24 protein-coding genes are annotated in these 26,106 nt (G+C 70.8%); 8 read left to right on the top strand and 16 right to left on the bottom strand.

The genetic code is table 11. The features are described 5' to 3' along the window. Positions 1–85 precede the first annotated feature (85 nt). A complete protein-coding gene (locus ACQBJO_RS05825; protein ID WP_255185809.1) occupies positions 86–1,057 on the top strand; it encodes a zinc-binding dehydrogenase in 972 nt (323 codons plus the stop codon). A 15-nt stretch (positions 1,058–1,072) separates the two neighbouring features. Here the strand turns inward: ACQBJO_RS05825 and ACQBJO_RS05820 are convergent, their stop codons facing one another. From ACQBJO_RS05820 to ACQBJO_RS05800, 5 genes are all read right to left on the bottom strand, one after another. After that, complete coding sequence (locus ACQBJO_RS05820) at positions 1,073–1,918, bottom strand: GNAT family N-acetyltransferase (RefSeq protein WP_255185808.1); 846 nt, start codon at positions 1,916–1,918, stop codon at positions 1,073–1,075. A 16-nt stretch (positions 1,919–1,934) separates the two neighbouring features. Further along, positions 1,935–3,092 carry a flavodoxin-dependent (E)-4-hydroxy-3-methylbut-2-enyl-diphosphate synthase gene (ispG, locus tag ACQBJO_RS05815; RefSeq protein ID WP_421006832.1) on the bottom strand — a complete coding sequence of 386 codons (1,158 nt, stop codon included), beginning with the start codon at positions 3,090–3,092 and terminating at the stop codon, positions 1,935–1,937. A 288-nt stretch (positions 3,093–3,380) separates the two neighbouring features. Beyond that, complete coding sequence (locus ACQBJO_RS05810; RefSeq protein ID WP_369694851.1) at positions 3,381–4,709, bottom strand: M50 family metallopeptidase; 1,329 nt, start codon at positions 4,707–4,709, stop codon at positions 3,381–3,383. Positions 4,710–4,721: 12 nt separating this feature from the next. After that, the gene (gene dxr / locus ACQBJO_RS05805) at positions 4,722–5,900 is read right to left on the bottom strand and encodes a 1-deoxy-D-xylulose-5-phosphate reductoisomerase (RefSeq protein ID WP_421006833.1); all 1,179 of its coding nucleotides are present in this window, start codon (positions 5,898–5,900) and stop codon (positions 4,722–4,724) included. After that, positions 5,897–6,391, bottom strand: coding sequence for an acyl-CoA thioesterase (locus ACQBJO_RS05800; protein WP_421006834.1), 495 nt, complete (start codon positions 6,389–6,391; stop codon positions 5,897–5,899). Before ACQBJO_RS05800 ends, dxr begins: the two co-directional genes overlap by 4 nt. Positions 6,392–6,444: 53 nt before the next feature. On the opposite strand from ACQBJO_RS05800, the gene ACQBJO_RS05795 reads away from it, so the two are divergent. Further along, entirely contained in the window at positions 6,445–7,179 is a 735-nt protein-coding gene (locus ACQBJO_RS05795) for a ZIP family metal transporter (RefSeq protein ID WP_255185804.1), read from the top strand. A gap of 8 nt (positions 7,180–7,187) precedes the next feature. On the opposite strand, the gene ACQBJO_RS05790 is transcribed toward ACQBJO_RS05795, so the two are convergent. The 4 genes from ACQBJO_RS05790 to ACQBJO_RS05775 are packed head-to-tail and all read right to left on the bottom strand — an operon-like array spanning position 7,188 to position 9,742. Further along, positions 7,188–7,511 (bottom strand): barstar family protein, encoded by a 324-nt coding sequence (locus ACQBJO_RS05790; protein WP_255185803.1) that lies wholly within the window; start codon positions 7,509–7,511, stop codon positions 7,188–7,190. Then, entirely contained in the window at positions 7,508–7,999 is a 492-nt protein-coding gene (locus tag ACQBJO_RS05785) for a ribonuclease domain-containing protein (RefSeq protein WP_421006835.1), read from the bottom strand. The genes ACQBJO_RS05790 and ACQBJO_RS05785 overlap by 4 nt, the downstream gene beginning before the upstream one ends. A 2-nt stretch (positions 8,000–8,001) precedes the next feature. Then, complete coding sequence (locus tag ACQBJO_RS05780; RefSeq protein ID WP_421006836.1) at positions 8,002–9,465, bottom strand: NAD-dependent succinate-semialdehyde dehydrogenase; 1,464 nt, start codon at positions 9,463–9,465, stop codon at positions 8,002–8,004. A gap of 52 nt (positions 9,466–9,517) precedes the next feature. After that, positions 9,518–9,742: a DUF6959 family protein gene (locus ACQBJO_RS05775; protein ID WP_255185800.1), complete on the bottom strand. Its 225-nt coding sequence runs from the start codon at positions 9,740–9,742 to the stop codon at positions 9,518–9,520. 305 nt (positions 9,743–10,047) lie between these two features. On the opposite strand from ACQBJO_RS05775, the gene ACQBJO_RS05770 reads away from it, so the two are divergent. The 3 genes from ACQBJO_RS05770 to ACQBJO_RS05760 all read left to right on the top strand — a co-directional run bounded on the left by ACQBJO_RS05770 (position 10,048) and on the right by ACQBJO_RS05760 (position 14,301). After that, positions 10,048–12,222, top strand: a complete 2,175-nt coding sequence (locus ACQBJO_RS05770) for a DUF6421 family protein (protein ID WP_255185799.1) — start codon at positions 10,048–10,050, stop codon at positions 12,220–12,222. Continuing rightward, entirely contained in the window at positions 12,219–13,295 is a 1,077-nt protein-coding gene (locus tag ACQBJO_RS05765) for a threonine aldolase family protein (RefSeq protein ID WP_255185798.1), read from the top strand. The genes ACQBJO_RS05770 and ACQBJO_RS05765 overlap by 4 nt, the downstream gene beginning before the upstream one ends. Before the next feature lie 103 nt (positions 13,296–13,398). Then, positions 13,399–14,301 carry a phosphatase PAP2 family protein gene (locus tag ACQBJO_RS05760; RefSeq protein WP_421006837.1) on the top strand — a complete coding sequence of 301 codons (903 nt, stop codon included), beginning with the start codon at positions 13,399–13,401 and terminating at the stop codon, positions 14,299–14,301. A 95-nt stretch (positions 14,302–14,396) separates the two neighbouring features. Here the strand turns inward: ACQBJO_RS05760 and ACQBJO_RS05755 are convergent, their stop codons facing one another. Genes ACQBJO_RS05755 through ACQBJO_RS05730 form a run of 6 tightly spaced genes read right to left on the bottom strand, consistent with a single transcriptional unit; the run spans position 14,397 to position 21,378 of the window. Continuing rightward, the gene (locus tag ACQBJO_RS05755) at positions 14,397–15,713 is read right to left on the bottom strand and encodes a saccharopine dehydrogenase family protein (protein WP_421006838.1); all 1,317 of its coding nucleotides are present in this window, start codon (positions 15,711–15,713) and stop codon (positions 14,397–14,399) included. 14 nt (positions 15,714–15,727) lie between these two features. Beyond that, positions 15,728–16,543: an ABC transporter permease gene (locus ACQBJO_RS05750; protein WP_421006839.1), complete on the bottom strand. Its 816-nt coding sequence runs from the start codon at positions 16,541–16,543 to the stop codon at positions 15,728–15,730. 1 nt (position 16,544) lies between these two features. After that, positions 16,545–17,459, bottom strand: coding sequence for an ABC transporter permease (locus tag ACQBJO_RS05745; RefSeq protein WP_427802716.1), 915 nt, complete (start codon positions 17,457–17,459; stop codon positions 16,545–16,547). After that, positions 17,453–18,628 (bottom strand): ABC transporter ATP-binding protein, encoded by a 1,176-nt coding sequence (locus ACQBJO_RS05740; RefSeq protein ID WP_421006841.1) that lies wholly within the window; start codon positions 18,626–18,628, stop codon positions 17,453–17,455. Before ACQBJO_RS05740 ends, ACQBJO_RS05745 begins: the two co-directional genes overlap by 7 nt. Next, positions 18,628–19,887 (bottom strand): ABC transporter substrate-binding protein, encoded by a 1,260-nt coding sequence (locus tag ACQBJO_RS05735; protein WP_421006842.1) that lies wholly within the window; start codon positions 19,885–19,887, stop codon positions 18,628–18,630. Before ACQBJO_RS05735 ends, ACQBJO_RS05740 begins: the two co-directional genes overlap by 1 nt. A 45-nt stretch (positions 19,888–19,932) precedes the next feature. Next, entirely contained in the window at positions 19,933–21,378 is a 1,446-nt protein-coding gene (locus tag ACQBJO_RS05730; RefSeq protein ID WP_255185791.1) for a gamma-aminobutyraldehyde dehydrogenase, read from the bottom strand. Between the two features lie 170 nt (positions 21,379–21,548). On the opposite strand from ACQBJO_RS05730, the gene ACQBJO_RS05725 reads away from it, so the two are divergent. After that, a complete protein-coding gene (locus ACQBJO_RS05725; RefSeq protein ID WP_255185790.1) occupies positions 21,549–22,007 on the top strand; it encodes an Lrp/AsnC family transcriptional regulator in 459 nt (152 codons plus the stop codon). 11 nt (positions 22,008–22,018) lie between these two features. Then, positions 22,019–23,407, top strand: coding sequence for an aspartate aminotransferase family protein (locus tag ACQBJO_RS05720; protein ID WP_430407155.1), 1,389 nt, complete (start codon positions 22,019–22,021; stop codon positions 23,405–23,407). Between the two features lie 91 nt (positions 23,408–23,498). Here ACQBJO_RS05720 and ACQBJO_RS05715 read toward each other — a convergent pair whose 3' ends face one another. Beyond that, positions 23,499–24,674, bottom strand: coding sequence for a S8 family peptidase (locus tag ACQBJO_RS05715; protein ID WP_421006844.1), 1,176 nt, complete (start codon positions 24,672–24,674; stop codon positions 23,499–23,501). A gap of 279 nt (positions 24,675–24,953) precedes the next feature. On the opposite strand from ACQBJO_RS05715, the gene ACQBJO_RS05710 reads away from it, so the two are divergent. Further along, the gene (locus tag ACQBJO_RS05710; protein WP_421006845.1) at positions 24,954–26,105 is read left to right on the top strand and encodes a Rossmann fold nucleotide-binding protein; all 1,152 of its coding nucleotides are present in this window, start codon (positions 24,954–24,956) and stop codon (positions 26,103–26,105) included. Position 26,106: the final 1 nt, after the last annotated feature.

Raw genomic sequence — 26,106 nt, 5'->3', positions numbered from 1 at the left:
CTTGCTCGGGAACAGTCGGTGATGCCCACGCTAGTGCCCGGTGGCAGAGTGGGGCGCATCGTCCCCGATCGAAGGGAGCGCACCGATGCGCGCCGTGTACGCCGAGAGCATCAACAGCAAGGACCCGCTCGCCGGGCTCGTCGTCGGCGAGCGACCCGAGCCACAGGCGCCGGAGGGGTGGGCGCGGGTCACCGTCAAGGCCGCCGCCCTCAACCACCACGACGTGTGGTCGCTGCGGGGTCAGGGGCTCTCGGCCGACGCCCTGCCGATGATCCTCGGCTGCGACGCCGCGGGCATCGACGAGGAGGGCAACGAGGTCGTCGTCCACGCGGTCATCAACGACCCGGGGTTCACGGGCGCCGACGAGACGACCGACCCGCGCCGCTCGCTGCTGTCCGAGCGCTACCAGGGCACCTTCGCCGACACCGTCGTCGTGCCGCGCCGCAACCTCGTGCCCAAGCCCGACGGGCTGAGCCTGGTCGAGGCGGCGTGCCTGCCGACGGCGTGGCTCACCGCCTATCGCATGCTCTTCGTCCGCGGCGGCCTGCGGCCCGGCGAGTCCGTCCTCGTCCAGGGCGTCGGGGGCGGGGTCTCGACGGCCCTGATCATCCTCGCCCGGGCGGCCGGCCTGCGGGTCTACGCGACCTCGCGCAGCGCCGACAAGCGGGCCCGGGCCCTGGAGATGGGGGCGCACGAGGTCGTCGAGTCCGGCGAGCGCCTGCCGGTCAAGGTCGACGCCGTCATGGAGACCGTCGGCCGCGCGACCTGGCAGCACTCGATCCGCTCCCTTCGCCCCGGTGGTCGGATCGTCATCGCCGGCACGACGAGCGGACCGCAGGTCGACGACGCGATGCTCACCCACACCTTCTTCCTCCAGCTGAGCGTCATCGGCTCGACGATGGGCACCCGCGACGAGCTCGGCCAGCTCGTCCAGATGCTCCGGTCGACCGGCACCCGACCGCTCGTGCACGCGACGATGCCGATCGAGCAGGCGCGCGACGGCTTCGCGCAGATGATCGACGGCGAGCAGGTCGGCAAGATCGTCTTCACCCTCTGACCGCGGGCGGAGGTCTCAGAAGAGGATCGTCGAGAAGGTGCCGAGACGCTCCATGCCGATGCGGCGATAGGTCGCCAGCGCCGGCGCGTTGAAGTCGTTGACGTAGAGCGTGGCGAAGGGGGCGTGGTCGCTCATCGCCTGCTCGAGGGCCGCGGCCATGAGGCCGGCCGCGAGGCCCTGCCCGCGCAGCTCCGGGGTGACCCAGACGCCCTGGATCTGCATGGTGCCCAGACCGATCGACCCAACATCGGCCTTGAAGATCACCCGGCCGTTCTCGACGACGACATAGGTGCGCCCGCCGCGGATGAGCCGCCAGATCGAGTCGCGGTAGAAGGCCGGGTTGCCGGTGTAGGGCCGGTAGCCGATCTCCTGGGTGAACATGTGCTCGGCGGCCGGCAGCACGATGTCGACCTCGTCGACGGTCGCCGGCCGCACCCTCGGGTCGAGCGTGATGCCCAGCTGCGAGGGGGGCGTGCGCGTGCCCATGAGCGGCTGAGCCGCGCGCACCGCCCGCGGCTGCGGGAAGTCGAGCCGCGTGTGTCCCCACAGGCCGGCCACCTGGTCGCGGGGACCGAGGAAGGACGCGCACCGTCGACGGACCTTGCGCACCTGGGCCGCGAGCGGCCCCCAGCTCGCCGCGGAGGTGCCGACCGGCACGACATTGGCCACCGTCCACACGAAGGACTCGAGTCGCCCGTCGTCGAACCACCCGTAGGCGGCCGTCGACCCGGCGCCCAGCCCCCCGTCAAGGATCCGGCTGGCGACGAAGACATTGGCCGCGGGGTCCTGCGCACACAGGTCCAGCGCGGCGTCGACGTCGTCGACCCCGAGCAGACGGGTGGGGTTGCGGGTCCGCAGCACCCCGTCAGCCTAGGGCTCAGCCCACCGTGACGGTGGCGCCGGACTCCTCGCCGTCGATCGGCTCGCCCATCTCCTCGGCGATGCGCAAGGCCTCCTCGATGAGCGTCTCGACGATCTGGCTCTCGGGGACGGTCTTGATGACCTCGCCCTTGACGAAGATCTGGCCCTTGCCGTTGCCCGAGGCGACACCGAGGTCGGCCTCGCGGGCCTCACCAGGGCCGTTGACGACGCAGCCCATGACGGCGACGCGAAGGGGGACGGTCATGCCCTCGAGCCCGGCCGTGACCTCGTCGGCGAGCTTGTAGACGTCGACCTGCGCGCGGCCGCAGCTCGGGCAGGAGACGATCTCGAGCTTGCGCGGGCGCAGCCCGAGCGACTGCAGGATCTGCTGGCCGACCTTGATCTCCTCGACCGGCGGGGCCGAGAGGGAGACGCGGATGGTGTCGCCGATCCCCTTCGACAGCAGCGCACCGAAGGCGGTCGCCGACTTGATCGTGCCCTGGAAGGCGGGGCCGGCCTCGGTGACGCCGAGGTGCAGCGGCCAGTCGCCGGCCTCGGCGAGCAGTTCGTAGGCCCGGACCATGGTCACGGGGTCGTTGTGCTTGACCGAGATCTTGAAGTCGTGGAAGTCGTGCTCCTCGAAGAGGCTGGCCTCCCACACGGCCGACTCGACGAGGGCCTCGGGGGTGGCCTTGCCGTACTTCTCGAGCAGTCGCTTGTCGAGGCTGCCGGCGTTGACGCCGATGCGGATCGAGGTGCCGTGGTCCTTGGCCGCCTTGGCGATCTCCTTGACCTGGTCGTCGAACTTGCGGATGTTGCCGGGGTTGACGCGCACCGCGGCGCAGCCGGCCTCGATCGCCTGGAAGACGTACTTCGGCTGGAAGTGGATGTCGGCGATGACCGGGATCTGGCTGTGCTGGGCGATCTCGGCGAGAGCGTCGGCGTCGTCCTGGCTCGGGCAGGCCACGCGCACGATGTCGCAGCCGGCGGCGGTGAGCTCGGCGATCTGCTGCAGCGTGGTGTTGACGTCGGAGGTCAGCGTCGTCGTCATCGACTGCACCGAGATCGGCGACTCGCTGCCGACGCCGACCGATCCCACCTTGATCTGCCGGGTCTGGCGACGGGGCGCGAGCACGGGGGCCGGGGCCTTGGGCATACCGAGGGAGACGCTCATGCCTCCATTATGCGACCTCGACGCTGGATGTCCGCTGTGGCCTCGGCTTCGAGGCTCCTCGCTGCGCTCGTCGCACCTCAGCCACCGGTGGCGGTGCGAAGTCTGTCCACGGCTGACGCCTCGACACCACGCACTGGGCCGGAGAACTCGGACGATGCGCGCAGGGCTCGGCAGCGTCGCTGTCACCTGTCAGCGTTGGCGCCACCCGGTTGCCCGGAGAAGGGGGACCAGGTGGCATCAACGCCGACAGGCTGACCGAGGACCCCTCCGGGTCCCGCCACTGGCGCGTCAGGTCAGCTTCACCGGCTTGACGATGTCGGCGTAGACGAGCAGCAGGGTCATGCCGAGGAAGGCGATGGCGACGACATATGCCAGCGGCAGCGCCTTGGCGACGTCGACGGGTCCGGGGTCGGGCAGACCGCGCAGCCTGGCCCAGCCCTTCTTGACCGCCTCCCACAGCGCGCCGGCGACGTGGCCGCCGTCGAGCGGCAGCAGCGGCACGGTGTTGAAGGCGAAGAGCACGAGGTTGAGCCCGCCGAGCAGGCTGAGCAGGAGGATCGCCTTGTCCTTGGTGTCTCCGAAGACGTCGGAGCTGGCGACCTCACCGGCGACCCGTCCGACCCCGACGACCGACATCGGGCCGTTGGGGTCGCGCTCGCTGCTGCCGAAGGCCGCCTGCGCGACGCCGACGAGCTTCTGCGGGATGCGCACGAGCAGCCCGTAGGTGTCGCCGAGCTGATCCCCGAAAAGCCCGGGCACGGCGGTGATCGACTGCTTCTGCATCTCCTGGGTCGGGCTCGCGCCGAGGAAGCCGGCGCGCTCGGTGCGCACCGTGCCCGAGGCATCGGTCTGCGGTGCGCCGTTGTCGTCGTAGACGGGCATGTCGAGGACGATCGGGTCGGCCTCGAGCTCCTTGGCCGCCCCGTCACGCTCGACCGTCATCGTCAGCGGCTTGTCCAGGTTGGCCCGGATCGCGCCGCGGACGTCGGCCCACGTCGAGACGGGCCGGCCGTTGATCTCGGTGATCCGGTCACCCGGCTTGAGCCCGGCCTCGTTGGCCGGCGCGACGGGCATGTCGGAGGTGCACTCGTCGGCCGCCTGCTGCCCCATCTGCTTGATGTCGACGCACTCGTTGACCGACGCCACGGTCGTCGTCGTCACGGCGATGCCGCTCATCGTCCAGATGCCGCCGAGGACGACGAGCGCGATGAGCAGGTTCATCACCGGGCCGCCCATCATGATGACGACCCGCTTCCAGATCGGCAGCTGGTAGAACATCCGGCCCTCGTCCTCGGGGCGGACCTCCTCGAAGCTCTGCTGCCGAGCCTCGTCGACGAGCTGGCTCATCCGCCCGGTGCTCGTGGTGCGCACCCGCCCGTCCTGGGCGGGCGGGAACATGCCGATCATCCGGATGTAGCCGCCCAGGGGGATCGCCTTGACGCCGTACTCCGTCTCACCGCGGCGGCGCGACCAGACCGTCGGGCCGAAGCCGACCATGTACTGCGGCACCCGCAGGCCGAACTTCTTCGCCGGGACGAGGTGGCCGATCTCGTGCAGGGCGATCGACAGGGCGATGCCCACGACGGCAAGCAGGACCCCCAGCACGTAGAGCAGCATGGTCTGATCGTCTCACGCGGTCCTGAGGACCGACCGGGCCTCGTCCCGCGCCCAGGCGTCCGCCGCGAGCACGCCCTCGACGGTGTGCGCGTCGAAGCGCGCGTCGTCGTGCCGCTGCAGCACCTGCTCGATCGTGTCGACCATGTCGGTGAAGCGGCACTCGCCGTCGTGGAAGGCGTCGACGCCGACCTCGTTGGCCGCGTTGTAGACGGCCGGGTGGGTGCCGCCGGCGGCGCCGACCTGCTGGGCGAGCCGCACCGCGGGGAAGGCCTCGTCGTCGAGAGGCTCGAAGCGCCAGTCCTGCGCCTGCGTCCAGTCGACGGGCGTCTCGACGTCGGTGAGCCGCTCCGGCCACGACAGCCCGAGCGCGATGGGCGCGAGCATCGTCGGCAGCCCGAGCTGGGCGATGACGGCCCCGTCATGGAACTCGACCATCGAGTGGATGATCTGCTGCGGGTGGACGACGGCCTCGATGCGCTCCATCGGCACGTCGAAGAGCAGGTGCGCCTCGATGAGCTCGAGCCCCTTGTTGACGAGCGTCGCGCTGTTGGTCGTGATGACCCGCCCCATCGCGAAGTTCGGGTGCTTGAGCGCCGCCTCCGGCGTCACCTCGCGCAGCGCGTCGCGGTCCATGCCGCGGAAGGGCCCGCCGCTCGCGGTGACGACGAGCTTGCGCACCTCCTCGGCGCGGCCGGAGCGCAGCGCCTGGGCGATCGCGGAGTGCTCGGAGTCGACCGGCACGATCTGCTCGGGCGCGGCGACGTCCTTGACGATCGGGCCGCCGATGATCAGCGACTCCTTGTTGGCCAGGGCCAGCCGGGCCCCGGAGCGCAGTGCCGCGAGCGTGGGCCGCAGCCCGATGGCGCCGGTGATGCCATTGAGCACGACGTCGGTCGGCGCGCCGGCCGCGATCGTCGCGGCCTCCTCCCCCACGACGACCTCGGGCGCGTAGCCGGGGACCCCGGCGTCGTCCGCGGCCGCTGCGATCGCCGCGGTCAGCTCCTCGCGGGTGCCGCCGGCCGCCGCCACGAGCGAAGGGCGAAAACGTGCGGCCTGGGCGGCGAGCAGCCGCGTGTTGGCACCACCGGCGAGCACCTCCACCTCGAAGCGCTCGGGGTGGGCAGCGATGACCTGCAGGCCCTGCGTGCCGATGGACCCGGTGGAGCCGAGCAGGGTGACGCGCGTGCTCACGCGCTCTCCTCCCGACGGCTGGACTCGATGGCCTCGCGGCGGGCGAGCCGGTTGGCCCGGCGGATCTCCGCCTCGCGGAACCGCCGCTGCTCCTCGGGCGTCTCGATGGTCAGCTCGGGGACGTGACGGGTCCCCCCTTCGGCATCGACGGCGACGAAGACGAGGTAGGCGCTCGCGACGTGGACGCGGTCGGTGACGGCGTCCCAGCGGTCGACCTCGGCCCGCACGCCGACCTCCATCGACGAGGTGCCGGCCCAGTTGACCTGTGCGCTCACGTGAAGCACGTCGCCGACGCGCACGGGGTTGAGGAAGGCCATCTCGTCCATCGCCGCCGTGACGGCCGGCCCCTGCGCGAAGCGGTTGGCCGAGACGCCGGCGGTGTCGTCGACCATCTTCATGATGTTGCCGCCGTGCACATTGCCCAGGAGGTTGGCCTCGGCCTGGGACATGACGCGGGAGAGGGTGATGCGGGTGTCGGTGGGAGTCGTCACCGCGCCATCATGACAGTGACCCGCGCCGCCACCACGACCGAAGGGAGGGCGCCGTGACCGCCGCACTGCTGTGGGGAGCGCTCGCAGGCTCGTCGCTGCTCGTCGGCGCCCTGCTCGGCGTCGCCCGCACCTGGCCGCGACGCCTCGTCGGTCTCGTCCTGGCCTTCGGTGCCGGCGCCCTCATCGCGTCCGTGGCCTTCGAGCTCGCCGAGGAAGGCGTGCGCACAGGCGGCCCTGTCCCGGTGGCGGTGGGGATCGCCCTGGGCGCTCTCGCCTTCACCGGCGGCAACCATGCGATCCAGGCCATGGGCGCCCGCCGGCACCGCGGCCATCCCGACCGGGAGGTCGACGACGCGGACGGATCGGGGGCGGGGCTCGCCCTCGGCGCCTTCCTCGACGGCATCCCGGAGCAGGCCGTCCTCGGCATCGGCCTGGCCTCCGGTGGCGGAGTGAGCGTCGCGCTCCTCGTCGCGGTATGGGTCTCCAACCTGCCCGAGGGCATCGGCTCGGCCGCCGACATGCGCCGCACGGTCCCGCGCCGCTCCATCCTGCTGCTGTGGCTCGGCGTGACTGTCGTGTGCGCCCTCGCCACGCTCGGCGGCTATGCGCTGGCCGACATCTCTGGCGAGGGCGGCGCCGCCCTCATCAGCGGCTTCGCCGCCGGCGCGCTCCTCGTCATGCTCGTCGACGAGATGATCCCCGAGGCCCGGTCGGCTGCGGGTCCGATGGCGGGCCTGGTGACGGTCGTCGGCTTCGCGCTCGCGGCCGGCCTGTCCACGCTGTCCTGACCCGCCCCTCAGCGATCCGCCACCACGATGCTCAGGTCCGGGTACTCGTCGTCGAGGTCACCGAGCACGTCGAGCACGCCCGGGTCGGCGCCGCCGTGGCCCGGGCGCCACACGAGCGTCCACGGCCCCTCGTGCCGGTCGGCGACGTCGCGCAGGCAGTCCATGAGGGCGTCGAGGTTGCGCCCGAAGTGCTCGGGCAGCACGAGCGCCTCGGCGAAGCGGTCGTAGGTCTCCTCCCGCCCGGACCCGCCGTCGACGAGGTGGACGTGGTCGGTGCTGGTGACCGCGCGGGCGAGCAGCCCGTCGACCCCGGCGGCCTCGATGTGGATCACTGCCCCTCCTCGATCTGGGCGAAGCTCGCGTAGTGGTCGTCCGTGTAGTAGCGGTCGCCGTCCTGCCCGCCGACGATCCGCCGCGCGCCGCGGTCGTCCTCGCCGGGCGTCGGCACCGTGTACTCGCGGTAGTAGCCCTGCGACTGGTCGGGCAGGATCCCCTCGCGGTTGCCGAAGGTGATGCCGTCGCGGTCGTAGGGGAAGGGGCCGTCGGAGCGGATCAGCTCGAGCGTCTCCCGGCCCTCCGGCGGCAGCTGCGACTCGGCGATCGTGTCCAGCCCGGATTCGGGCGTGGAGCCCGACTCCGTTGTGCCCGAAGGGGGTTCCCCCGCCCCGGTCTGCGAGGTCGCCCACGTCGCGGCGGAGGTGGTCGACCCGCCGGGCGAGGAGTCGCCCCCGGTGCCGCCGGTGATGACGATCCAGGCGGCGAGCAGGATCAGCAGGACTCCCCCGGCCAGCTGCAGCCGGGTGCGCCAGGTCTTCGACACGGTCAGAGCGCCAGGCCGACGTACTTGGTCTCGAGGTACTCCTCGATGCCCTCGAATCCCCCTTCGCGGCCGAAGCCGGAGTGCTTGACCCCGCCGAAGGGGGCCGAGGGGTTGGAGACGATGCCCTGGTTGATCCCGACCATGCCGAACTCGAGCGCCTCGGCGACCCGGATGGTGCGAGAGGTGTTCTCGGTGAAGACGTAGGCGACGAGGCCGTACTCGGTGGAGCTGGCCAGACGGACTGCCTCCTCCTCGGTGCTGAAGGTCGTGATCGGGGCGACCGGGCCGAAGATCTCCTCGGTGAGCACGCGGGCGCTCGCCGGGACGTCGGTGAGCACGGTCGGCGGGTAGAACCAGCCCTTGCCCGAGGGCACCTCGCCACCGACGAGGGCGCGGGCGCCCTGCGAGACCGCGTCGTCGACGAGCTCGGCGACGCCGGTGCGCGCCTTCTCGGTGATGAGCGGGCCGACGTCGACCCCCTTCGTCGTGCCCTTGCCCATGGTCAGGGCGCCCATGCGGTCGGCCAGGGCCGCGGCGAAGTCGGCGGCGACCGACTCGTGGACGATGAAGCGGTTGGCCGCGGTGCAGGCCTCGCCGATGTTGCGCATCTTGGCGAGCATCGCGCCCTCGACGGCGCGCTCGAGGTCGGCGTCCTCGAAGACGACGAAGGGGGCATTGCCCCCGAGCTCCATCGAGGTGCGCAGCAGCTGCTCGGAGGACTGCTCGACGAGCTTCTTGCCGACGGGCGTGGAGCCGGTGAAGGTCAGCTTGCGCAGGCGCGGGTCGCGGATGATCGGCTCGCTCACCTCGCCGGAGGAGGTCGTCGGCACGACGTTGAGCACGCCGGCGGGCAGGCCGACCTCCTCGAGCAGGCGGGCCAGGGCGAGCATCGTCAGCGGTGTCTCGTGGGCCGGCTTGACGACGGTGGTGCAGCCGGCGGCGATCGCGGGGCCGATCTTGCGGGTGCCCATGGCGAGCGGGAAGTTCCACGGAGTGATGGCGAAGACCGGCCCGACGGGCTGCTTCATCGTCATCAGGCGGGTCCCACCGCTGGGGGCGACGGCGTAGCGGCCGTGGATGCGCACGGCCTCCTCGGCGAACCAGCGGAAGAACTCACCGCCGTAGGTCACCTCGCCGCGCGCCTCGGCCAGGGGCTTGCCCATCTCGAGGGTCATGAGCATGGCGAAGGTGTCGGCCCGCTCGGTGATGAGCTCGAAGGCCGAGCGCAGGATCTCCGAGCGCACCCGCGGGTCGGTCGCGGCCCACTCGGCCTGCGCGGCGACGGCCGCGTCGAGCGCCGCCTTGCCGTCGGCGACGGTTGCGTCGGCGACCTCGACGAGGGTCTTGCCGGTGGCCGGGTCGCTCACGGCGAAGGTGGCGCCGTCACCGGCATCGCGCCACTGCCCTCCGATGTAGAGCTGAGTGGGGGCGTACTCGAGGGCTGACTTCTGCGTCACGGCTGCCATGGGGGCAACGTTACGGCCTGCCCTGAGCATGCAGTGCCCTCCGTGAAGCGGGTCAGTGACTGTAGGGCAACTCCAGGTGGACCTCACGCATCATCTCTTCGTAGGCGGCGAGCCACGACTTCGCCGTCTGCAACGCGTACGAGTCGGGCGCCTCCTCCTCAAGATCCTCGATCAAGCCGGCCAACGTGTCGCCCTGGATCAGCAGCCCCGGGAACCGCCGCTCATCATCATGAGCGAGTTGGACGTTCCCTCTTCGTCCCAAAGAGCGCAGTCCCATGTCAGCCGCCCCTCGGGAAGAAGGCGACCACCACAACCACAGCCACCAACCAACGCCGCACCACCACACGCCTCCCCAGCACTCGCCGTCGAACCCCAACAGGCCCACACACCGGCAACACCCGCAGTCTCACCCACCACAACCCCACCCACCCACCGACCCGCCGACCCCAACCTGAACAATCGGCACCACTCACGCACCACCCGCATGCAGGTTCACCCCACCCTGCGTCGGACTGGCGTAAATCCTCCGGTTTTGTCACGCTATGAGCGTTGAACTTCCAGATTTCGCCGCCGGAGGCCGCAATGACTGTCACGACCCCCTTCGCCCGGGTGCTCCTCGACCAGGCGCACAGCAGCGCGTGGTCCATCGACCCCGAGCTCGCCGAGCGGATGAACCCCGCCAACCCCGGCGACGCGAGCCTCGCCCGGGCCGCCGCGGTCCTGCGCGAGCGCGGCACCGAGGTCCTGGCCCACACCGACGGTGAGCTGACGCCGGAGGCGCTGGCCGGCACCGACGTCCTCGTCATAGCCCACCCCGCAGCCGCCTCCAGCGAGCGCGTCGCCGGCGACCTGCCGCCGGTCCTCTCCCCCGCCGAGATCACCGCCGTCACCGACCACGTGGCGAAGGGGGGCGGTCTCGTCGTCCTCGGCGAGTGCGACCACGACGCCCACGGCAACAACCTCAACGAGCTGCTGGCTCCCTTCGGCCTGAAGATCGTCTCCACGCTCGTCCACGAGCGCGCCGACGGCGGCCGCCGCCACCAGGGCAATGCGACCTGGGTCCTCGGCGAGACGAGCACCGGCCCCGGGCAGGGCGTCATGGCCGGCATCGACGAGCTGTGCTTCTACCGCGCCGGGACCATCGACGCCTCCGGCGCCCCGGGTGCCCGCGTCCTCGCCCGCACCTCCGCCACCGCCCACCCCGCGGCCCAGCCGCTCGCCGTCACCGTGCAGCACGGCGCCGGCCGCGTCGTCGTGCTCGCGGACTCCGACCTCGTCGGGGACGACTCGATCGGTGAGCTCGACCACGAGGAGTTCTGGGTGAACCTCGTGACGTGGGCGGGGAATGGGGATGCGTCCCTTCGAGACGCTCGCCCGCAGAGCGGACTCGCTCCTCAGGGACCAGAGGTGGGGGGCAGCGACGCGTGGGTCGCGCTCAAGGCGGCCGTGGAGGAGCTGCGGCTCATGCAGACCAAGGACGGGTCGCTCGCCGACGACGCCGACCGCGAGCGGGCGACCGCGCTCGTGGCCGTCATGGCCGAGCGGATCACCGAGCTCGCGCCGCGCTTCCCGCACGACGCCGACTACCTGGCGGCGCTGCCGGTCGACCTGCAGCGCTGGGTCGACGGCGGCTTCGGGGTGCCCGACTTCCTCGACTCGCTCATGGCCTTCCGCCCCGACCGGCACCGCGTCGACGGCACGCAGCACCTCGCCGTCTTCCCGATGTACACGCAGAACGGCAACCTCGACCGGGTCTTCGAGGCCGTGCTCTTCGACGTCATGTGGCCCCAGTGGCTCGCCGACGTCGAGGCGACCTACGACAACCCGATGTTCCTGCCGGTCCGCTTCATCGACTTCACCCCCGGCTACGACACCAACTCGGCCGTCCTCTTCCCCGAGACCGTCGCCGTGCGCGAGGTGCCGAAGTTCAGCTGGGGCGCGATCTTCTGCGACCGCGAGGCCGCCCGCTTCCGTCGCGTGACCTCCGCCTCCGCGGAGGTGCTCGGCCTCGACCTGCCGCCCGAGGGCGAGCGGCTCGTCGCCTCGCAGGAGGTCGCCCAGGCGACCTTCGCGATGTGGGACCTCATCCACGACCGCACGCACAGCCACGGGGACCTCCCCTTCGACCCCTTCATGATCAAGCAGCGCATGCCCTTCTGGATGTACGCCCTCGAGGAACTGCGCTGCGACCTCAACACCTTCCGGCAGAGCGTGACGCTGGCGGAGGCGGGCCACCCCTATGCCCGCGCCGTGCAGCTGGCGATCCTCTTCGACCGGCTCTTCCGCTTCCCCGTCACCGGCGACCGGGTGCGCAACTACGACGGCCTCGGCGGGCAGCTGCTCTTCGCGTGGCTGCACAAGCGCGGGGCGATGCGCTGGACCGACAACACGCTGACCTTCGACTGGGCGCAGGTCCCGGCCGCGGTCGTCGCCCTGTCCGACGAGGTCGAGACCCTCTACCGCGAGGGCATCGACCGCTCCCGGGTCGGGCACTGGATGGCCGCGCACCAGTTCATCGCCGGCTACGTCGCGCCGCACCCAGCGTCGGCCTGGGCGAAGGGGGCCGAGCACCTGCCGCTCGACGGCCCGCCGAAGGGTCTGACCGACCTCGTGCAGCCCGACGAGTTCCCGCTCAACGTCTTCTACGAGGCGCTGCGCAAGAAGCTCGCGCCCGTCATCGAGGCCACCCGCGGCATCACCGGCACCCTCGACCCGCGCGCTGCCGAGGCCGCCGCGGCTGAGAGGATCCCCGCGTGACCGACACGACCACCCAGGCAACCCCCTTCGCCCCGATCCACGACCCGTCGAGCCGCGGCTTCGCCAGCGACAACTACGCCGGCGTGCACCCCGAGGTGCTCGCGGCGATCGTCGCGGCCAACGGCGGCCACCAGGTCGCCTACGGCGAGGACGTCTACACCGCGCGTCTGACCGAGGTGCTCTCCGAGGTCTTCGGCACGGCGGCGCAGGTCTACCCGGTCTTCAACGGCACGGGGGCCAATGTCCTTGCGCTGCAGGCGTGCACGCCGCGCTGGGGGTCGGTGCTCACGACGAGCAGCGCCCACATCCACGTCGACGAGGCCGCCGCGCCCGAGCGGGTCGGCGGGCTCAAGGTCAACGTCATCGACACCCCCGACGGCAAGCTGACGCCCGAGCTCATCCGCGCCTACCCGGCCCGGGTCGGCGACGAGCACTTCGCCCAGGTCGGCGTCGTCTCGATCACCAACTCCACCGAGGTCGGCACCGTCTACACGCCGGCCGAGATCCGCGCGATCGCCGACCTCGTCCACGAGATGGGGTGGGTGCTGCACCTCGACGGCTCGCGCCTGTCCAATGCGGCGGCCGCCCTGGGGGTCGAGCTGCGTGAGCTGACGACTGACGCCGGCGTCGACATCCTGTCGCTCGGCGGGACCAAGATCGGCGCGATGCTCGCCGAGGCGGTCGTCGTCCTCTCCCCCGACCGGGTGACCGGCGCGACCTTCCTGCGCAAGCAGTCGATGCAGCTGGCGAGCAAGATGCGCTTCGTCTCGGCGCAGCTGCTCGCGATCTTCGAGGGCGACCTGTGGCGGCGCAATGCCGAGCACGCCAACGCAATGGCCCGGCGCCTCGCCGACGGCGTCGCCGACATCGAGGGCATCACCCTGCCCACCGAGGTCGAGGCCAATGCCGTCTTCCCGATCCTCGCCCGGGAGTCGAGCGAGCGGCTCATGGAGTCCTTCCGCTTCTACTTCTGGGACGAGACGACCGGTCAGGTGCGCTGGATGTGCGCCTGGGACACGACCGAGAGCGACGTCGATACCTTCGTCGACGCGGTGCGCGCCGAGCTGTCCTGAGGCGCACCCGACCCCGGACGCGGGTTCCGGGTGGACCTGTGCAATTGCTCACAGATGGCGTGTTCTTCAGGTTCCGTTCAGACTCGTCCACTATCCCTAGAGGGTGGCCCGCCTCCCTCGACTGACCAGCGCACCGGTCCTCGCCGGTGCGCTCGTCGTGTTCACGCTGCTGGCAGCGGGCCCACTCCAGCCCTATGACGAGCGCTTCCAGGGCTACTGGGCCAAGCGCTACACGCCCAACTGGTGGCAGTTCCTCGACTCGGTGCCCAATGCCGTCGCCGGTCAGGCGGTCTGCCTGCCGGTCCTGCTCGCGGTCGCCCTCGTGCTCGCCTGGCGCCACCGCACCTGGCACCCGCTGGCGATCGTCGCCGCGGCCGAGGTCGGCTTCTACGTCGGCATCGGCGGGATGAAGGTCCTGCTCGGTCGCTCGGCACCCATCCACGGCACCGGTGGTGGCTTCTGGGACGGCGGCCCGATTGCCCACGGCTTGTACGGCATCGCCTACCCCTCCGGCCACGCCGCCGAGGCGGTCCTCATCTACGGCGCCGCGGCCTACCTGATCCTCGCCTACGCCGGCCCCGACACCCGGCTGCGTCGGCGCCTGACCTGGCTCGTCACGCTCATCGCGCTGCAGGCGATCGTCGTCGCCTTCTACCTCGGCTTCCACTGGCCCACCGACCTCGTCGCCGGGGTGCTGGCCGGTGGACTCGTGCTGCGCCTCATCGTCAACGGCGACCGTGCACTCACCCGGCGGGGCCTCCCCTTCGGCTGGAGCTACGACCTGCCGGGCCGCCGTGGCCGCGACAGCGAGCCCGAGTCCGCCCCGGCGCCGACCCCGCGCCCCCAGCCGGTCCCGGTGCCGGCGGCGGTGTGGCTGCGCACGCACCCCTTCGACCTGCCGAAGCCCACCGTGCACAGCCTGCGACCGCTCACCGCGCAGTGGTCGGTGCGCACCCCCGGCACGCCCACTCACCGGCGCCCCGAGCGCGAGCTCCAGCTCCACTGAATCTTCGCCGCGACCCACATGGTTGTGTGGTGAACCGGTAGGTCCGGAAGCCGACAGGCAGCTGGTGGGGGCTGCCGGCTCCCCCGGCTACCACTTCACGACACAACATCGATGAGGTCAGTCGGGGCTGCGGTTGGGGCGGCCGGGTCGCGCTCCTCGATCCCCCACGGCGAGCCGTATCCCTGCGGGGCGGGAGCAGCGAGCAGCTCGAGGAAGGGCCGCGCGTCGAAGGCCTCCGGCCCCTTGGCACCCGAGCCCGACCAGACGCCCGTCGCGAGCAGCTCGAGCGCGACGACGGGGTTGATCGCCGTCTGCCACACGACCGCCTGGGCGTCGTAGTCGCGCATCGAGACCTCGTTGTCGGCCACGTGGTAGAGGTAGACCGCTCGCGGAGCGCCGTCCTTGGTCCCCGTGACGAGCAGCCCGGCACAGGTCTTGCCGGTCATCCGCGGACCGATCGTCGCCGGGTCGGGCAGCACGGCCGCGACGACGTCACGCGGGCTGACCTGCACACCCTTGACGTCGACCGGGTCGGTCGAGTCCAGGCCGAGCTCGTGGAGCATGCGCAGCATCGAGATCATCTGCTCGCCGAGGCCGTACTTGAAGGTCACCTTGCCCGCGTCGACCCACCGCGGCATGAGGAGCACCTCCTCGTGCTCGACGTGGACGCACTCCACCGGCCCGATCCCCTCGGGGAAGTCGAAGATCTCCGGCTCGGCGAAGGGAGGCATCGTCGCGAAGCCCGCCTCGACGTCACCGCCGGCCCGCTCGCGCTCCCACACCACCGGCGGGTTGAGGCACTCCTCGATGATCGTCCACATCGAGAATCCGGGGGCGAAGACCTCGTTGCCGTCGTCGTCGTGGACGACGAGGTTGGCCCCGTCGCGGGTGCCGAGCTCGTCGATCTCGTCGAAGAGCTCGTCCGCCGCGTAGCGGGCGAAGACGTCGGAGAGCCCCGGCTCGACCCCGATGCCGAGGAGGGCGAGCCGGCCCGCCGCCTCCCACTCCCCTGCCTTGGCCAGCTGCTGGTCGCCGAGCTTGACCCCGGGCAGCTCGTGCGGCCGCTCCGGGTGCGGCGTGGACAGCGACATCGCCATGTCGAGGTAGTCGGCCCCGGCAGCGAGCGCCCCGTCGAAGATCGGCATGACGAAGCGCGGGTCGACGGCGTTGAAGACGTGCGTCGCGCCGTGCTCACGGGCCAGGGCGGTCACGGCCGCCGGGTCCGACGCATCGACCTGCGCCGCGACGAACGTTCCCTTCTCCCCCCTTCGCGCCGTCGCTGCGGCAACCGTCGCCTCGGCCCGCTCCAGCGAGTAGTCGGCCACCACCCACCGCTCGAAGAAGTCGCGCTCGGCGGCGATCTTGGCTGCCGCGTCACCGACCCCGCCGGCACCGATCATGAGCACACGCATGGGAGCCTCCCGACTCACTTCGAGGTCCGGCTGCTCGCCACGCGCTGGCCGACCACGACGAGCAGGACCGCGATGACGAAGAGCGAGAAGCCGATGACATTGGCCTGGGCGGGGATGCCGCGCAGGTAGCTGACGTAGACGAACTTCGGGAAGGTGCTCGTGTCACCCGAGACGAAGTTGGTGATGATGAAGTCGTCGAAGCTCAGGCTGAAGGCGAGCATCGCGGCGCCGACGATGCCCGGCAGCACGAGCGGCAGCGTCACCCGCCAGAAGGTCTCGCCCGGCCCGGCGTAGAGGTCCTGGGCGGCCTCCTCCATCCGCGGGTCGAGGCTCTGCAGCCGCGCTCGCACGGTGACGACGACGAAGCTCAGGCAGAACATGATGTGCGCGATGACGATCGTCGTAAAGCCCAGCCGCAACCCGACCTGCGAGAAGCCCTGCACGAAGATCGTCAGCAGGCTCGCGCCGAGGACGATCTCGGGCGTGGCCATCGGCACGAAGACCAGGACATTGCTCGCGGACTTGCCGCGGAAGCGGTGCCGCACCATCGCGAAGGCGATCATCGTGCCGAGCACCGTCGCGACGAAGGTCGCGAGCAGCCCCACCTGCAGCGAGGTGACGAGGGAGTCGCAGATGCCGGGGGCGCCGCACGGGTTCTGCCAGTGCTTGAGCGTCGGGCCGGCGTTGGAGTTCCACGTGATGTTGGACTTGCGGTAGTCGTTGAAGCTGAAGACGAAGGTGTAGAGGACCGGCAGGAAGAGGTAGAAGAGCACGAGGAGCGCGGCGATCATCGCGAAGCGGTCGCCGATCCAGCGGGTCACGGTGCGCACCTCAGACCAGCTCCTCGGTGCCGAAGCGGCGGACGTAGAAGAAGACGAGGACGAGGATCATCGCCATGAGCGTGAAGCTCAGCGCCGCGGCCGTGTCGTAACCGCCGGGCACCTTGAAGAACTGGCTCTCGATGACGTTGCCGACCATCTTGGTGCTCCGGTCGGACCCGAGCAGCTCGGCGTTGACGTAGTCGCCGGAGGCGGGGATGAAGGTGAGCAGCGTCCCGGCGAGCACCCCCGGCATCGACATCGGCAGGGTGACCCGGGCGAAGGTCGTCATGCCGTTGGCATAGAGATCACCGCCGGCCTCGATGACCCGCGGGTCGGCGCGCTCGAGCGAGGCGTAGATCGGCAGCACCATGAAGGGCAGGAAGTTGTAGGTCAGCCCCGCGACGACCGCCACCCAGGTCTCGGTGATCCGCCCACCGGGGAGCAGGTGCAGCGAGGTGAGCACGCTGGCGACGACACCGTCGTCGGCGAGGATCTGCCGCCAGGCGATGGTCCGCAGGATGAAGGAGGTGAAGAAGGGCGCGATGACGCAGATGAGCATCACCGAGCGCCACCGCCCCGCCTTGAAGGCCATCGCGTAGGCGAGCGGGTAGGCCAGGACGAAGGCGAAGAAGGTCGCGAGGGCCCCGAAGAGCAGCGAGCGCAGCATGTGCGGCCAGAACTCCACGAGCGCGTCGACGTAGTTGCCGACGTTGACGTCGCGGTAGTAGTAGCCGGGCACGCCCGGGTAGTCGCTCTGCAGGCTGACGGTGAAGAGCTGGACGACCGGCACGACGAAGAAGACGACGAGCCACAGCACGCCCGGCAGAAGCAGCAGGTAGGCGATCCGGCGGGAGCGCCGGCCCTCGGCGACGTCGGGATCCGTTGCAGGCGAAGGGGGTCCGCCCGCCGTCGCGGTGGTCACGATGCCTCCCCCGCGGTGGCGATGAAGGCCTTGCCCTCCGCCCCTTCGGGCACGTCGTCGGCGGCGACGACGAAGGCGTGGGCGGGGTTCCACGACAGCCAGACCTCGTCGCCCGGCCGGGTCGACTGCGGCTCGACGTCGAGATTCTGCTCGTAGACCGACCACTGGCCTCCGGAGGGCACCGTGACGAGGTACTGGGTCGCGACGCCGGTGAAGGAGACGTCGGTGACCGTCGCCCGCACGTCGCTCCCGGCCGACTCGGGCCGAAGGGGGTGCAGCCGCACCTTTTCGGGACGGACGCCGAAGAGCACCCGACCCTCGGTCACCGCGGCCCGCGAGCGCGGCACCCGCACGGTCGTGCCCGCCGCGTCGGCGACGAGGTGGTCACCGTCGCTGCCGGTGACCGTCGCGGGCACGAGGTTGGACTGCCCGACGAAGCCCGCGACGAAGGCGGTGCCCGGCAGGTCGTAGAGCTCCTCGGGGGCACCCATCTGCTCGATGCGCCCCTTGTTCATCACCGCGACCGTGTCGGCCATCGTCATGGCCTCCTCCTGGTCGTGGGTGACGTGGATGAAGGTCAGGCCGACCTCGGTCTGGATCCGCTTGAGCTCGACCTGCATCTGGCGCCGCAGCTTCAGGTCGAGGGCACCGAGCGGCTCGTCGAGCAGCAGCACCTCCGGGCGGTTGACGATCGCCCGGGCGAGGGCCACGCGCTGCTGCTGGCCGCCGGAGAGCTGCGCGGGGCGACGCCCGGCGAGGTGGGCCATCTGGACCAGCTCGAGCGCCTCGTCGGCGAGGCGGACTGCGTCACCCTCGCCGCGGCGCTTCGGTCCGAAGGCGACGTTGTCGCGGATGCTCAGGTGCGGGAAGAGCGCATAGCTCTGGAAGACGGTGTTGACCGGGCGCTCGTAGGGACGTGAGCCGGTGAGGTCGGTGTCGCCGATGAGCACCCTTCCGGCAGAGGGCTGCTCGAGGCCGGCCACCATCCGCAGGGTCGTCGTCTTGCCGCAGCCCGAGGGGCCGAGCAGGGCGAAGAAGGAACCGCGCGGCACCCGCAGGTCGAGGTCGTCGACGGCGGTGAAGTCCCCGAAGGTCTTCGTCACCGATTCCAGGACGAGATCCCCCTTCGCCTCGCGGACACCACCGGCCGAGGATCGTGTGAACAGGCCCATCAGTTGCCCACCGCCTTCGCCCACAGCGCGCTGTAGTCCGCGTCCTCCTGGGAGGACAGTGCCCTGAAGCCGACGATGTCGTGGTCGGCGATGTAGTCCTCGCTCGGGAAGATGAAGGGCGACTCCGCGAGGTCGGGGTCGATCTTCTCCATCTCCGCCCGGGCGCCCTCGACGGGGCAGATGTAATTGACCCACGCGGCGACCTCGGCGGCCACCTCGGGGTCGTAGTAGTAGTCCATGACCTGCTGGGCATTGCGCCGGTGGTGGCTCGTGATCGGCACCATGAGGTTGTCGCTCCAGAGCATCCCGCCGGACTCGGGGATGACGAACTCCCAGTCGTCGTCCTCGGTCTCGGCCCGCAGGACGAAGAGGTCACCGGACCAGACGATGCCGGCCACGGCATTGCCGCTCTTGAGGTCGTTGAGATAGCTGTTGCCCTTGATCCGGCGGATATAGCCCTCGGTGAGGCGCTTGTCGACCTCACCGATCGCCGCCTCGAAGGCGGCCTGGTCGAAGTCACCGGAGGGGTCGACGCCCTGCGACTGCATGATCAGGCCGAGGGTGTCGCGGAACTCGCTGAGCACCGAGATGCGGCCCTTGAGGTCGTCGGCCCACAGGTCCTCGATCGCCTTGAGCTCCCGGCCGACCTTGCCCTTGTGGTAGCCGATGCCGGCGAAGCCGGACTGCCAGGTGAGGGAGAACTGCCGGCCGGGGTCGAAGGAGACGTCCTTGAGCGGGGCCAGGAGGTTGCTCGCATTGGGCATCTGGATCAGCTCGAGCGGCTGGCACAGCCCCTCGCGGATGATCCGGTTGGCCATCCAGTCGGTGAAGGTGAAGATGTCACGGTTGATGTCCTGCTTGGCCCGCAGCTGCGGCGCGATCTTGTTGAAGTAGGTGTCGTTGTCGTCGACGTCCTCGGTGTAGGAGACCTTGATGCCGGTCTCCTTCTCGAAGGCGGTGAGCGTCGGATAGGTCTTGCCCGCGTCGTCCATGTCGAGATAGGCCGTCCAGTTGGCCCACCGCACGACCTTCTCCTGGTCCGAGAGGTCCTTGGGGAGCTCCACCGCCGCCGTCCCTCCCCCGGCCGGCGGCTTCGGCGGCGCGCACGCCCCGAGGACGCTGGCACCGACACCGAGGCCGGCGAGGCCGAGCACGTCACGGCGGCTCGGGGAGAGCCGGCGCCGTGAGCGGGCGGAGGCCTGCGCGGCCCGGATCAGCTCGGCGGTTCTGGGGTCGGCGGGACGCCGAAAGCGGTCCATGTCGGACCTCGCTTCCGTGGGGAGGGACGAAGGGGAGGTGGTGCGTCAGCTCTCGATGTTGGCCATGACGTGCTTGACCCGGGTGTAGTCCTCGAAGCCGTACATCGACAGGTCCTTGCCGTAGCCGGACTTCTTGAAGCCGCCGTGCGGCATCTCGGCGACGAGCGGGATGTGGGTGTTGATCCAGACGCAGCCGAAGTCGAGGCGCTTGCTCATGCGCATCGCGCGCCCGAAGTCCTTGGTCCACACCGACGACGCGAGGCCGTACTCGACGCCGTTGGCCCAGGCGACGGCCTGGTCCTCGTCGGTGAAGCGCTGGACGGTGATGACCGGGCCGAAGATCTCGTCCTGGATCGCCTCGTCGTCCTGCTGCAGGCCGGAGACGACCGTCGGCGCGTAGAAGAAGCCGTCGCCCATCGCGGTGAGCCGCTCGCCACCCTGCGCGAGGTTGGCGTGGTCGGGCAGCCGGTCGATGAAGCCGGCGACCTTGGCCAGCTGGTTGCTGTTGTTGACCGGGCCGAGGAGCGCGTCCTCGTCGTCGGGCATGCCGACCTTGGCGTTGTCACGGGCGTACTCGGCCAGGGCGGCGACGAAGTCGTCGTGGATGCCCGGCGCGGCGAGCACACGGGTGGCGGCGGTGCAGTCCTGACCGGCATTGAAGTAGCCGGCCGTGGCGATGCCCTCGACCGCGGCCTCGATGTCGGCGTCGTCGAAGACGACGACCGGCGCCTTGCCGCCGAGCTCGAGGTGGGCGCGCTTGAGGTTGCGCGCCGCGGAGGCGGCGACCTCGACTCCCGCGCGCACCGAGCCGGTGATGGCGACGAGGCCGGGGGTGTCGTGCTCGACGACCATCCGACCGGTGTCGCGGTCACCGGTGATGACGTTGAAGGTGCCGGCGGGTAGGAACTCGCTGGCGACCTCGGCCATGAGCAGGGTGGTCTCGGGCGTGGTGTCGCTCGGCTTGAGGACGATCGAGTTGCCGGCGGCCAACGCCGGGCCGATCTTCCACGCGGCCATCATCATCGGGTAGTTCCACGGGGTCACCTGGCCGACGACGCCGATGGGCTCGCGGCGGATCCAGCTCGTGTGGCCCTTCATGTACTCGGCGGAGGCGCGGCCCTCGAGCACGCGGGCGGCACCGGCGAAGAAGCGCAGCTGGTCGCACATGACCGGCACCTCCTCGGTGGCGGTGAGGGCATGCGGCTTGCCGGTGTTCTCCCCTTCGAGCCGGATGAGGTCCTCGGCGCGGGACTCGAGGGCGTCGGCGAACTTGAGCAGGGCGCTCTGCCGCTCGCCCGGCGTCGCCTCGGACCACTCGGCGAAGCCGGCCTCGGCGCTCGCATAGGCCGCGTCGACGTCGGCCTGCGTGGAGACAGGAGCGTGGGCGACGACCTGCCCGGTCGCGGGGTTGACCAGATCGATGCTCGCGTCGCCGGTGGCGTCGACGTACTCGCCACCGATGAAGTTGCGCAGGGTCCGGGGCTGGGTCACGACTGGGGTCCTTCCGATCGGGAATGTGACCCAGACGATAGTGCGCCGTCGACGAAATCGACAGGCTCCGGCGGCCCTAACTGTGAAAACATCTGCGATCACGAGTGTTTCGTACGGATTTCGTCGCGCTCGGCTTGCCATGCGACCGACCTCACGCCACGATGGGCGCCATGACCACCCCTGCTCCGCTCGACGAGATGAGCAAGCAGATCATCGAGCACCTCCAGGAGGACGGTCGTCAGTCCTACGCGACGATCGGCCGGGCCGTCGGCCTCTCCGAGGCCGCCGTGCGCCAGCGCGTCGGTCGGCTCATCGACGGCGGTCTCATGCAGATCGTCGCGGTCACCGACCCGCTCCAGGTGGGCTTCCGTCGGCAGGCCATGATCGGCCTGACCGTCGACGGCGACATGGGACCGGTCGCCGATGCGCTCGCCGAGATGCCCGAGGTCGACTACGTCGTGACGACCGCCGGCAGCTTCGACCTGCTCGTCGAGGTCGTCTGCGAGGACGACGCCCACCTGCTCGACCTCCTCACCGCGCGCATCCGCACCCTGCCGGGCGTGCGCTCCACCGAGACCTTCGTCTATCTCAAGCTCAACAAGCAGCACTACAACTGGGGGACCAGATGACCCAAGAGCCCATGACCACCGCCCGCACTGCTCGGGGCACCGACCTGCAGCAGGCCGCCCGAGACCACCTGTGGATGCACTTCACCCGCCACTCCGTCTACGAGGAGGGCGGGCACATCCCGACGATCGTGCGCGGCGAGGGCCACAAGATCTGGGACGACACCGGGCGGGAGTACATCGACGGCCTCGCCGGCCTCTTCGTCGTCCAGGTCGGGCACGGTCGCCAGGAGCTCGCCGAGACGGCGCTCAAGCAGGCCGAGAAGCTCGCCTTCTTCCCCATCTGGTCCTACGCCCACCCGGCCGCCATCGAGCTCGCCGAGCGGCTCGCGGCCGGCGCCCCCGGCGACCTCAACCGCGTCTTCTTCACCACCGGTGGCGGCGAGGCCGTCGAGTCCGCGTGGAAGCTGGCCAAGCAGTACTTCAAGCTCACCGGCAAGCCGAAGAAGCACAAGGTCATCTCGCGCTCGATCGCCTACCACGGCACCCCGCACGGCGCCCTGTCGATCACCGGCCTGCCGCCGCTGAAGGAGGACTTCGAGCCGCTCGTGCCGGGCGCGCACAAGGTGCCCAACACCAACATCTACCGGGCCGCCGAGGACCTGCGCGACGACCCCAAGGCCTTCGGCCGCTGGGCCGCCGACCGGATCGCCGAGGCGATCGAGTTCGAGGGCCCCGACACCGTCGCCGCCGTCTTCCTCGAGCCGGTGCAGAACGCCGGGGGCTGCTTCCCGCCGCCGCCCGGGTACTTCGAGCGGGTGCGCGAGATCTGCGACGAGTACGACGTGCTGCTCGTCTCCGACGAGGTCATCTGCGCCTTCGGCCGGATCGGCTCGATGTTCGCCTGCGAGGACTTCGGCTACACGCCCGACATCATCACGTGCGCGAAGGGGATGACCTCCGGCTACTCCCCCATCGGCGCGATGATCGCGAGCGACCGGCTCTTCGAGCCCTACAAGAGCGGGGCCAACACCTTCACCCACGGCTACACCTTCGGTGGCCACCCGGTGAGCGCGGCGGTCGCCCTGGCCAACCTCGACATCTTCGAGCGCGAGGGCCTCAACGACCACGTGAAGGAAAATGCCCCCGCCTTCCGCCGCACCCTCGAGCGGCTGCTCGACCTGCCGATCGTCGGCGACGTGCGCGGCGAGGGCTACTTCTACGGGATCGAGCTGGTCAAGGACAAGGCGACCCGCGAGACCTTCAACGCCGCCGAGTCGGAGTCGATGCTGCGCGGCTACCTGTCCAAGGCGCTCTTCGACGCGGGCCTGTACTGCCGCGCGGACGACCGCGGCGACCCGGTCGTCCAGCTCGCTCCCCCGCTGACCATCGGCCAGGCGGAGTTCGAGGACATCGAGCAGCGGCTGCGCACGGTCCTCACCGAGGCGCCCAACCACCTCTGACCCGAGTCACGGGCCCCCCCTTCGTGACGAAGGGAGCGGGCCCGCCCCTTCGTGACGAAGGGAGCGGGCCCGCTGGCTGTCCTGCCTCACGTCAGCCGGCGGCCACCTGGAGCAGGCCGGTCGGCGTGCCGGACGGCGCGTCGGTGATCGCGTCGACGGACGCGCCCTGCAGCCCCTGGCTCACCGCGTCGGGGGTCGCCCCCGCGTTGGCCTCGAGGTACAGGGCGGCCGCACCGGCGACGTGCGGGCTGGCCATCGAGGTGCCGCTGTAGGTGTCGGTGCCACCGCCGGGCACGGTCGACTCGATGTCCTGGCCGGGGGCATAGCCCTCGACGAGCGAGCCGTAGTTGGAGAAGTCTGCGTTGCCGTCCTGGTCGGTCGAGGCCGCGGTCGTGAAGACGCCCTCGGCGCTCGCCGGGGAGACGTTGGCGGCGTCCTGGGACTCGTTGCCGGCCGCGACCGAGGTGAAGACCCCGTTGTCGACGAGGCCGGTGGCCGCGTTGTTCAGGGCCGGGTCCTTGGACCCGCCGAGCGACATGTTGGCGACCGAGGGGCCGTCGGCGTTCTGCGCGACCCAGTCCATCGCCTCGATGATGCCGGCGGAGCTGCCGCTACCGCTGTCGTCGAGCACCTTGACGCCGACGAGCTTGACGCCCGGCGCGACGCCGTAGTCGGCACTGCCGATCGTGCCGGCGACGTGCGTGCCGTGGCTCTGGCGGTCGAGGCCGTCACCGCCGGTGACGTCGAAGCCCACCGAGGCGCGGCCGCCGAACTGCGGGTGGTCCGGGTCGATGCCCGTGTCGAGGATGTAGGCGGTGACGCCGGCGCCGGTCTGGGCGGGCTCGTAGGTGCCGTCGAGGGGCAGCTGCGGGTCGTCGATCCGGTCCAGGCCCCACGGGGTCTCGCCAGCGGCGCTGCCCCGGGGCGTGTCGACCTGGATGCTCAGGTTCTCGGAGACGGCGGCGACGTCGGCGTCGGCCCGCACGTCGTGCAGCTGCTCCGGGGTCAGCTTCGCGGCGAAGCCGTCGATGACCTCGGTGTAGACGTGCGTCGGCGTCACGCCGAGGGAGCGCGCGACCTGCGCTCCGGACTCCCCCTCGTCGAGGGTGACCACATAGGTGGTCTCACCCTGCATCTGGACGGCGGCGTCGCCATGGGTCGTGAGCGGTGCCAGCTCCTCGCCCTGCGCGGAGGCGAAGGGGGCCACTGCCAGCAGCAGCGCCGCAGAGGAAACAACAACTCCGGTGCTCTTCATCGAGTACGTCATGCGTTCCTTTCGTGGACCGCCGCCGGATCTCGGCGACGGCTTGCTGCCGGACCCTAGGAGCCCCGCCGACGACTGTCCACGGCGACAAATGAGCACCTCGAAGCGTCATCGGACGGTAAGAAGATCCGCCTGATCGCGCGTCTGACGATGATCTTGCGGGCGTCCCGGACGCTGCCCGGACGCCCCAGAGCGCCGCGCGACGCCTCATTCCTTGGCGAAATCCATACGGACCCCCAACGCCCCGGACACCTTGTCGGACCGGCTGGCTAGGTTGGCGGGATGACTCGCGAGACGCGCCGCCACCCCCTGCGTGACCGGCTCGGTCGCCGGTCCGACGACCCCGCCTATCGCGAGGTCCATGACGAAGGGGGTCTGCGTCGCCTCGCCGAGTCGGGCACCTCGCTGGCCGGCTGGCGGCTGCAGGGACTCGACCTCGCCCCGCACGCGGACCACCTCTCCCGCGCCGACGTGCGTGGCCTCGTGGTCCTCGGCGGTGAGGTGCCCGACGAGCTGGCCCGCGACCTCGTCGCCCGCGGCGCGGTCATCGTGCCGCCCGACCCGACCTGCCCGGTCCAGCCCTTCCGCTCGCGGCTGTACTCCCCCTTCGACCTCTACGGCGGACTCGAGACCGCCGGCTACCCGAGCACCGTCGATGCCCGGGCCTACGTCTGGAGCCGTGAGGCGCGCACTCAGCACGACGCCTGGGCGACGCTGCTGCGGGCGGTCCACGACGACGCGGTGCAGGACGCGCTCGTCGAGGCGCTGCACGGGCTCGACGTCGTCGGCGTCATGGGCGGGCACGCGCTCGAGCGCGGCAGCAGCGACTACGCCGACGCCGCCCGCCTCGGGCACGCCCTCGCCACCGGCGGCCACGCCGTGCTGACCGGCGGCGGTCCGGGCGCGATGGAGGCGGCCAACCTCGGCGCGCTCGCCCCGGCCACCGACGCGGTCGACGTCGCACTGGATCGACTGGCCGCCGTGCCGAGCTTCCGACCGTCGGTCGAGGCATGGGCCGAGCTGGCCCTGCAGGTGCGCGCCGACCTGGGTGTGACGGAGGGCGCGGCACGCAGCTACGGGATCCCGACGTGGTTCTACGGGCACGAACCGCCCAATGTCTTCTGCGACGGCATCGCGAAGTACTTCTCCAATGCCCTGCGCGAGGACGTGCTGCTCGCACAGAGCACCGGTGGGCTCGTCGTCCTACCGGGGGCGGCGGGCACGGTGCAGGAGATCTTCCAGGCGTGCACGCCGCTCTACTACGCCCCCGAGGACGAGCCGCTGCCCCCGCTCGTGCTCGTCGGGCTCGAGCACTGGACCGAGACCGTGCCCGTGTGGCCGGCCCTGCGGGCGCTCGGGACCGGCCGGCCGCTCGGCGAGGTGCTGCACCTCGTCGAGACACCCGAGGAGGCGGCCGCGCTCCTCACGACGTGAG

It is taken from the genome of Janibacter zhangyanbonis (genome assembly GCF_050507325.1).
Classification (GTDB): Bacteria; Actinomycetota; Actinomycetes; order Actinomycetales; family Dermatophilaceae; genus Janibacter.
This window is presented reverse-complemented; position numbering and strand designations above follow the sequence as displayed.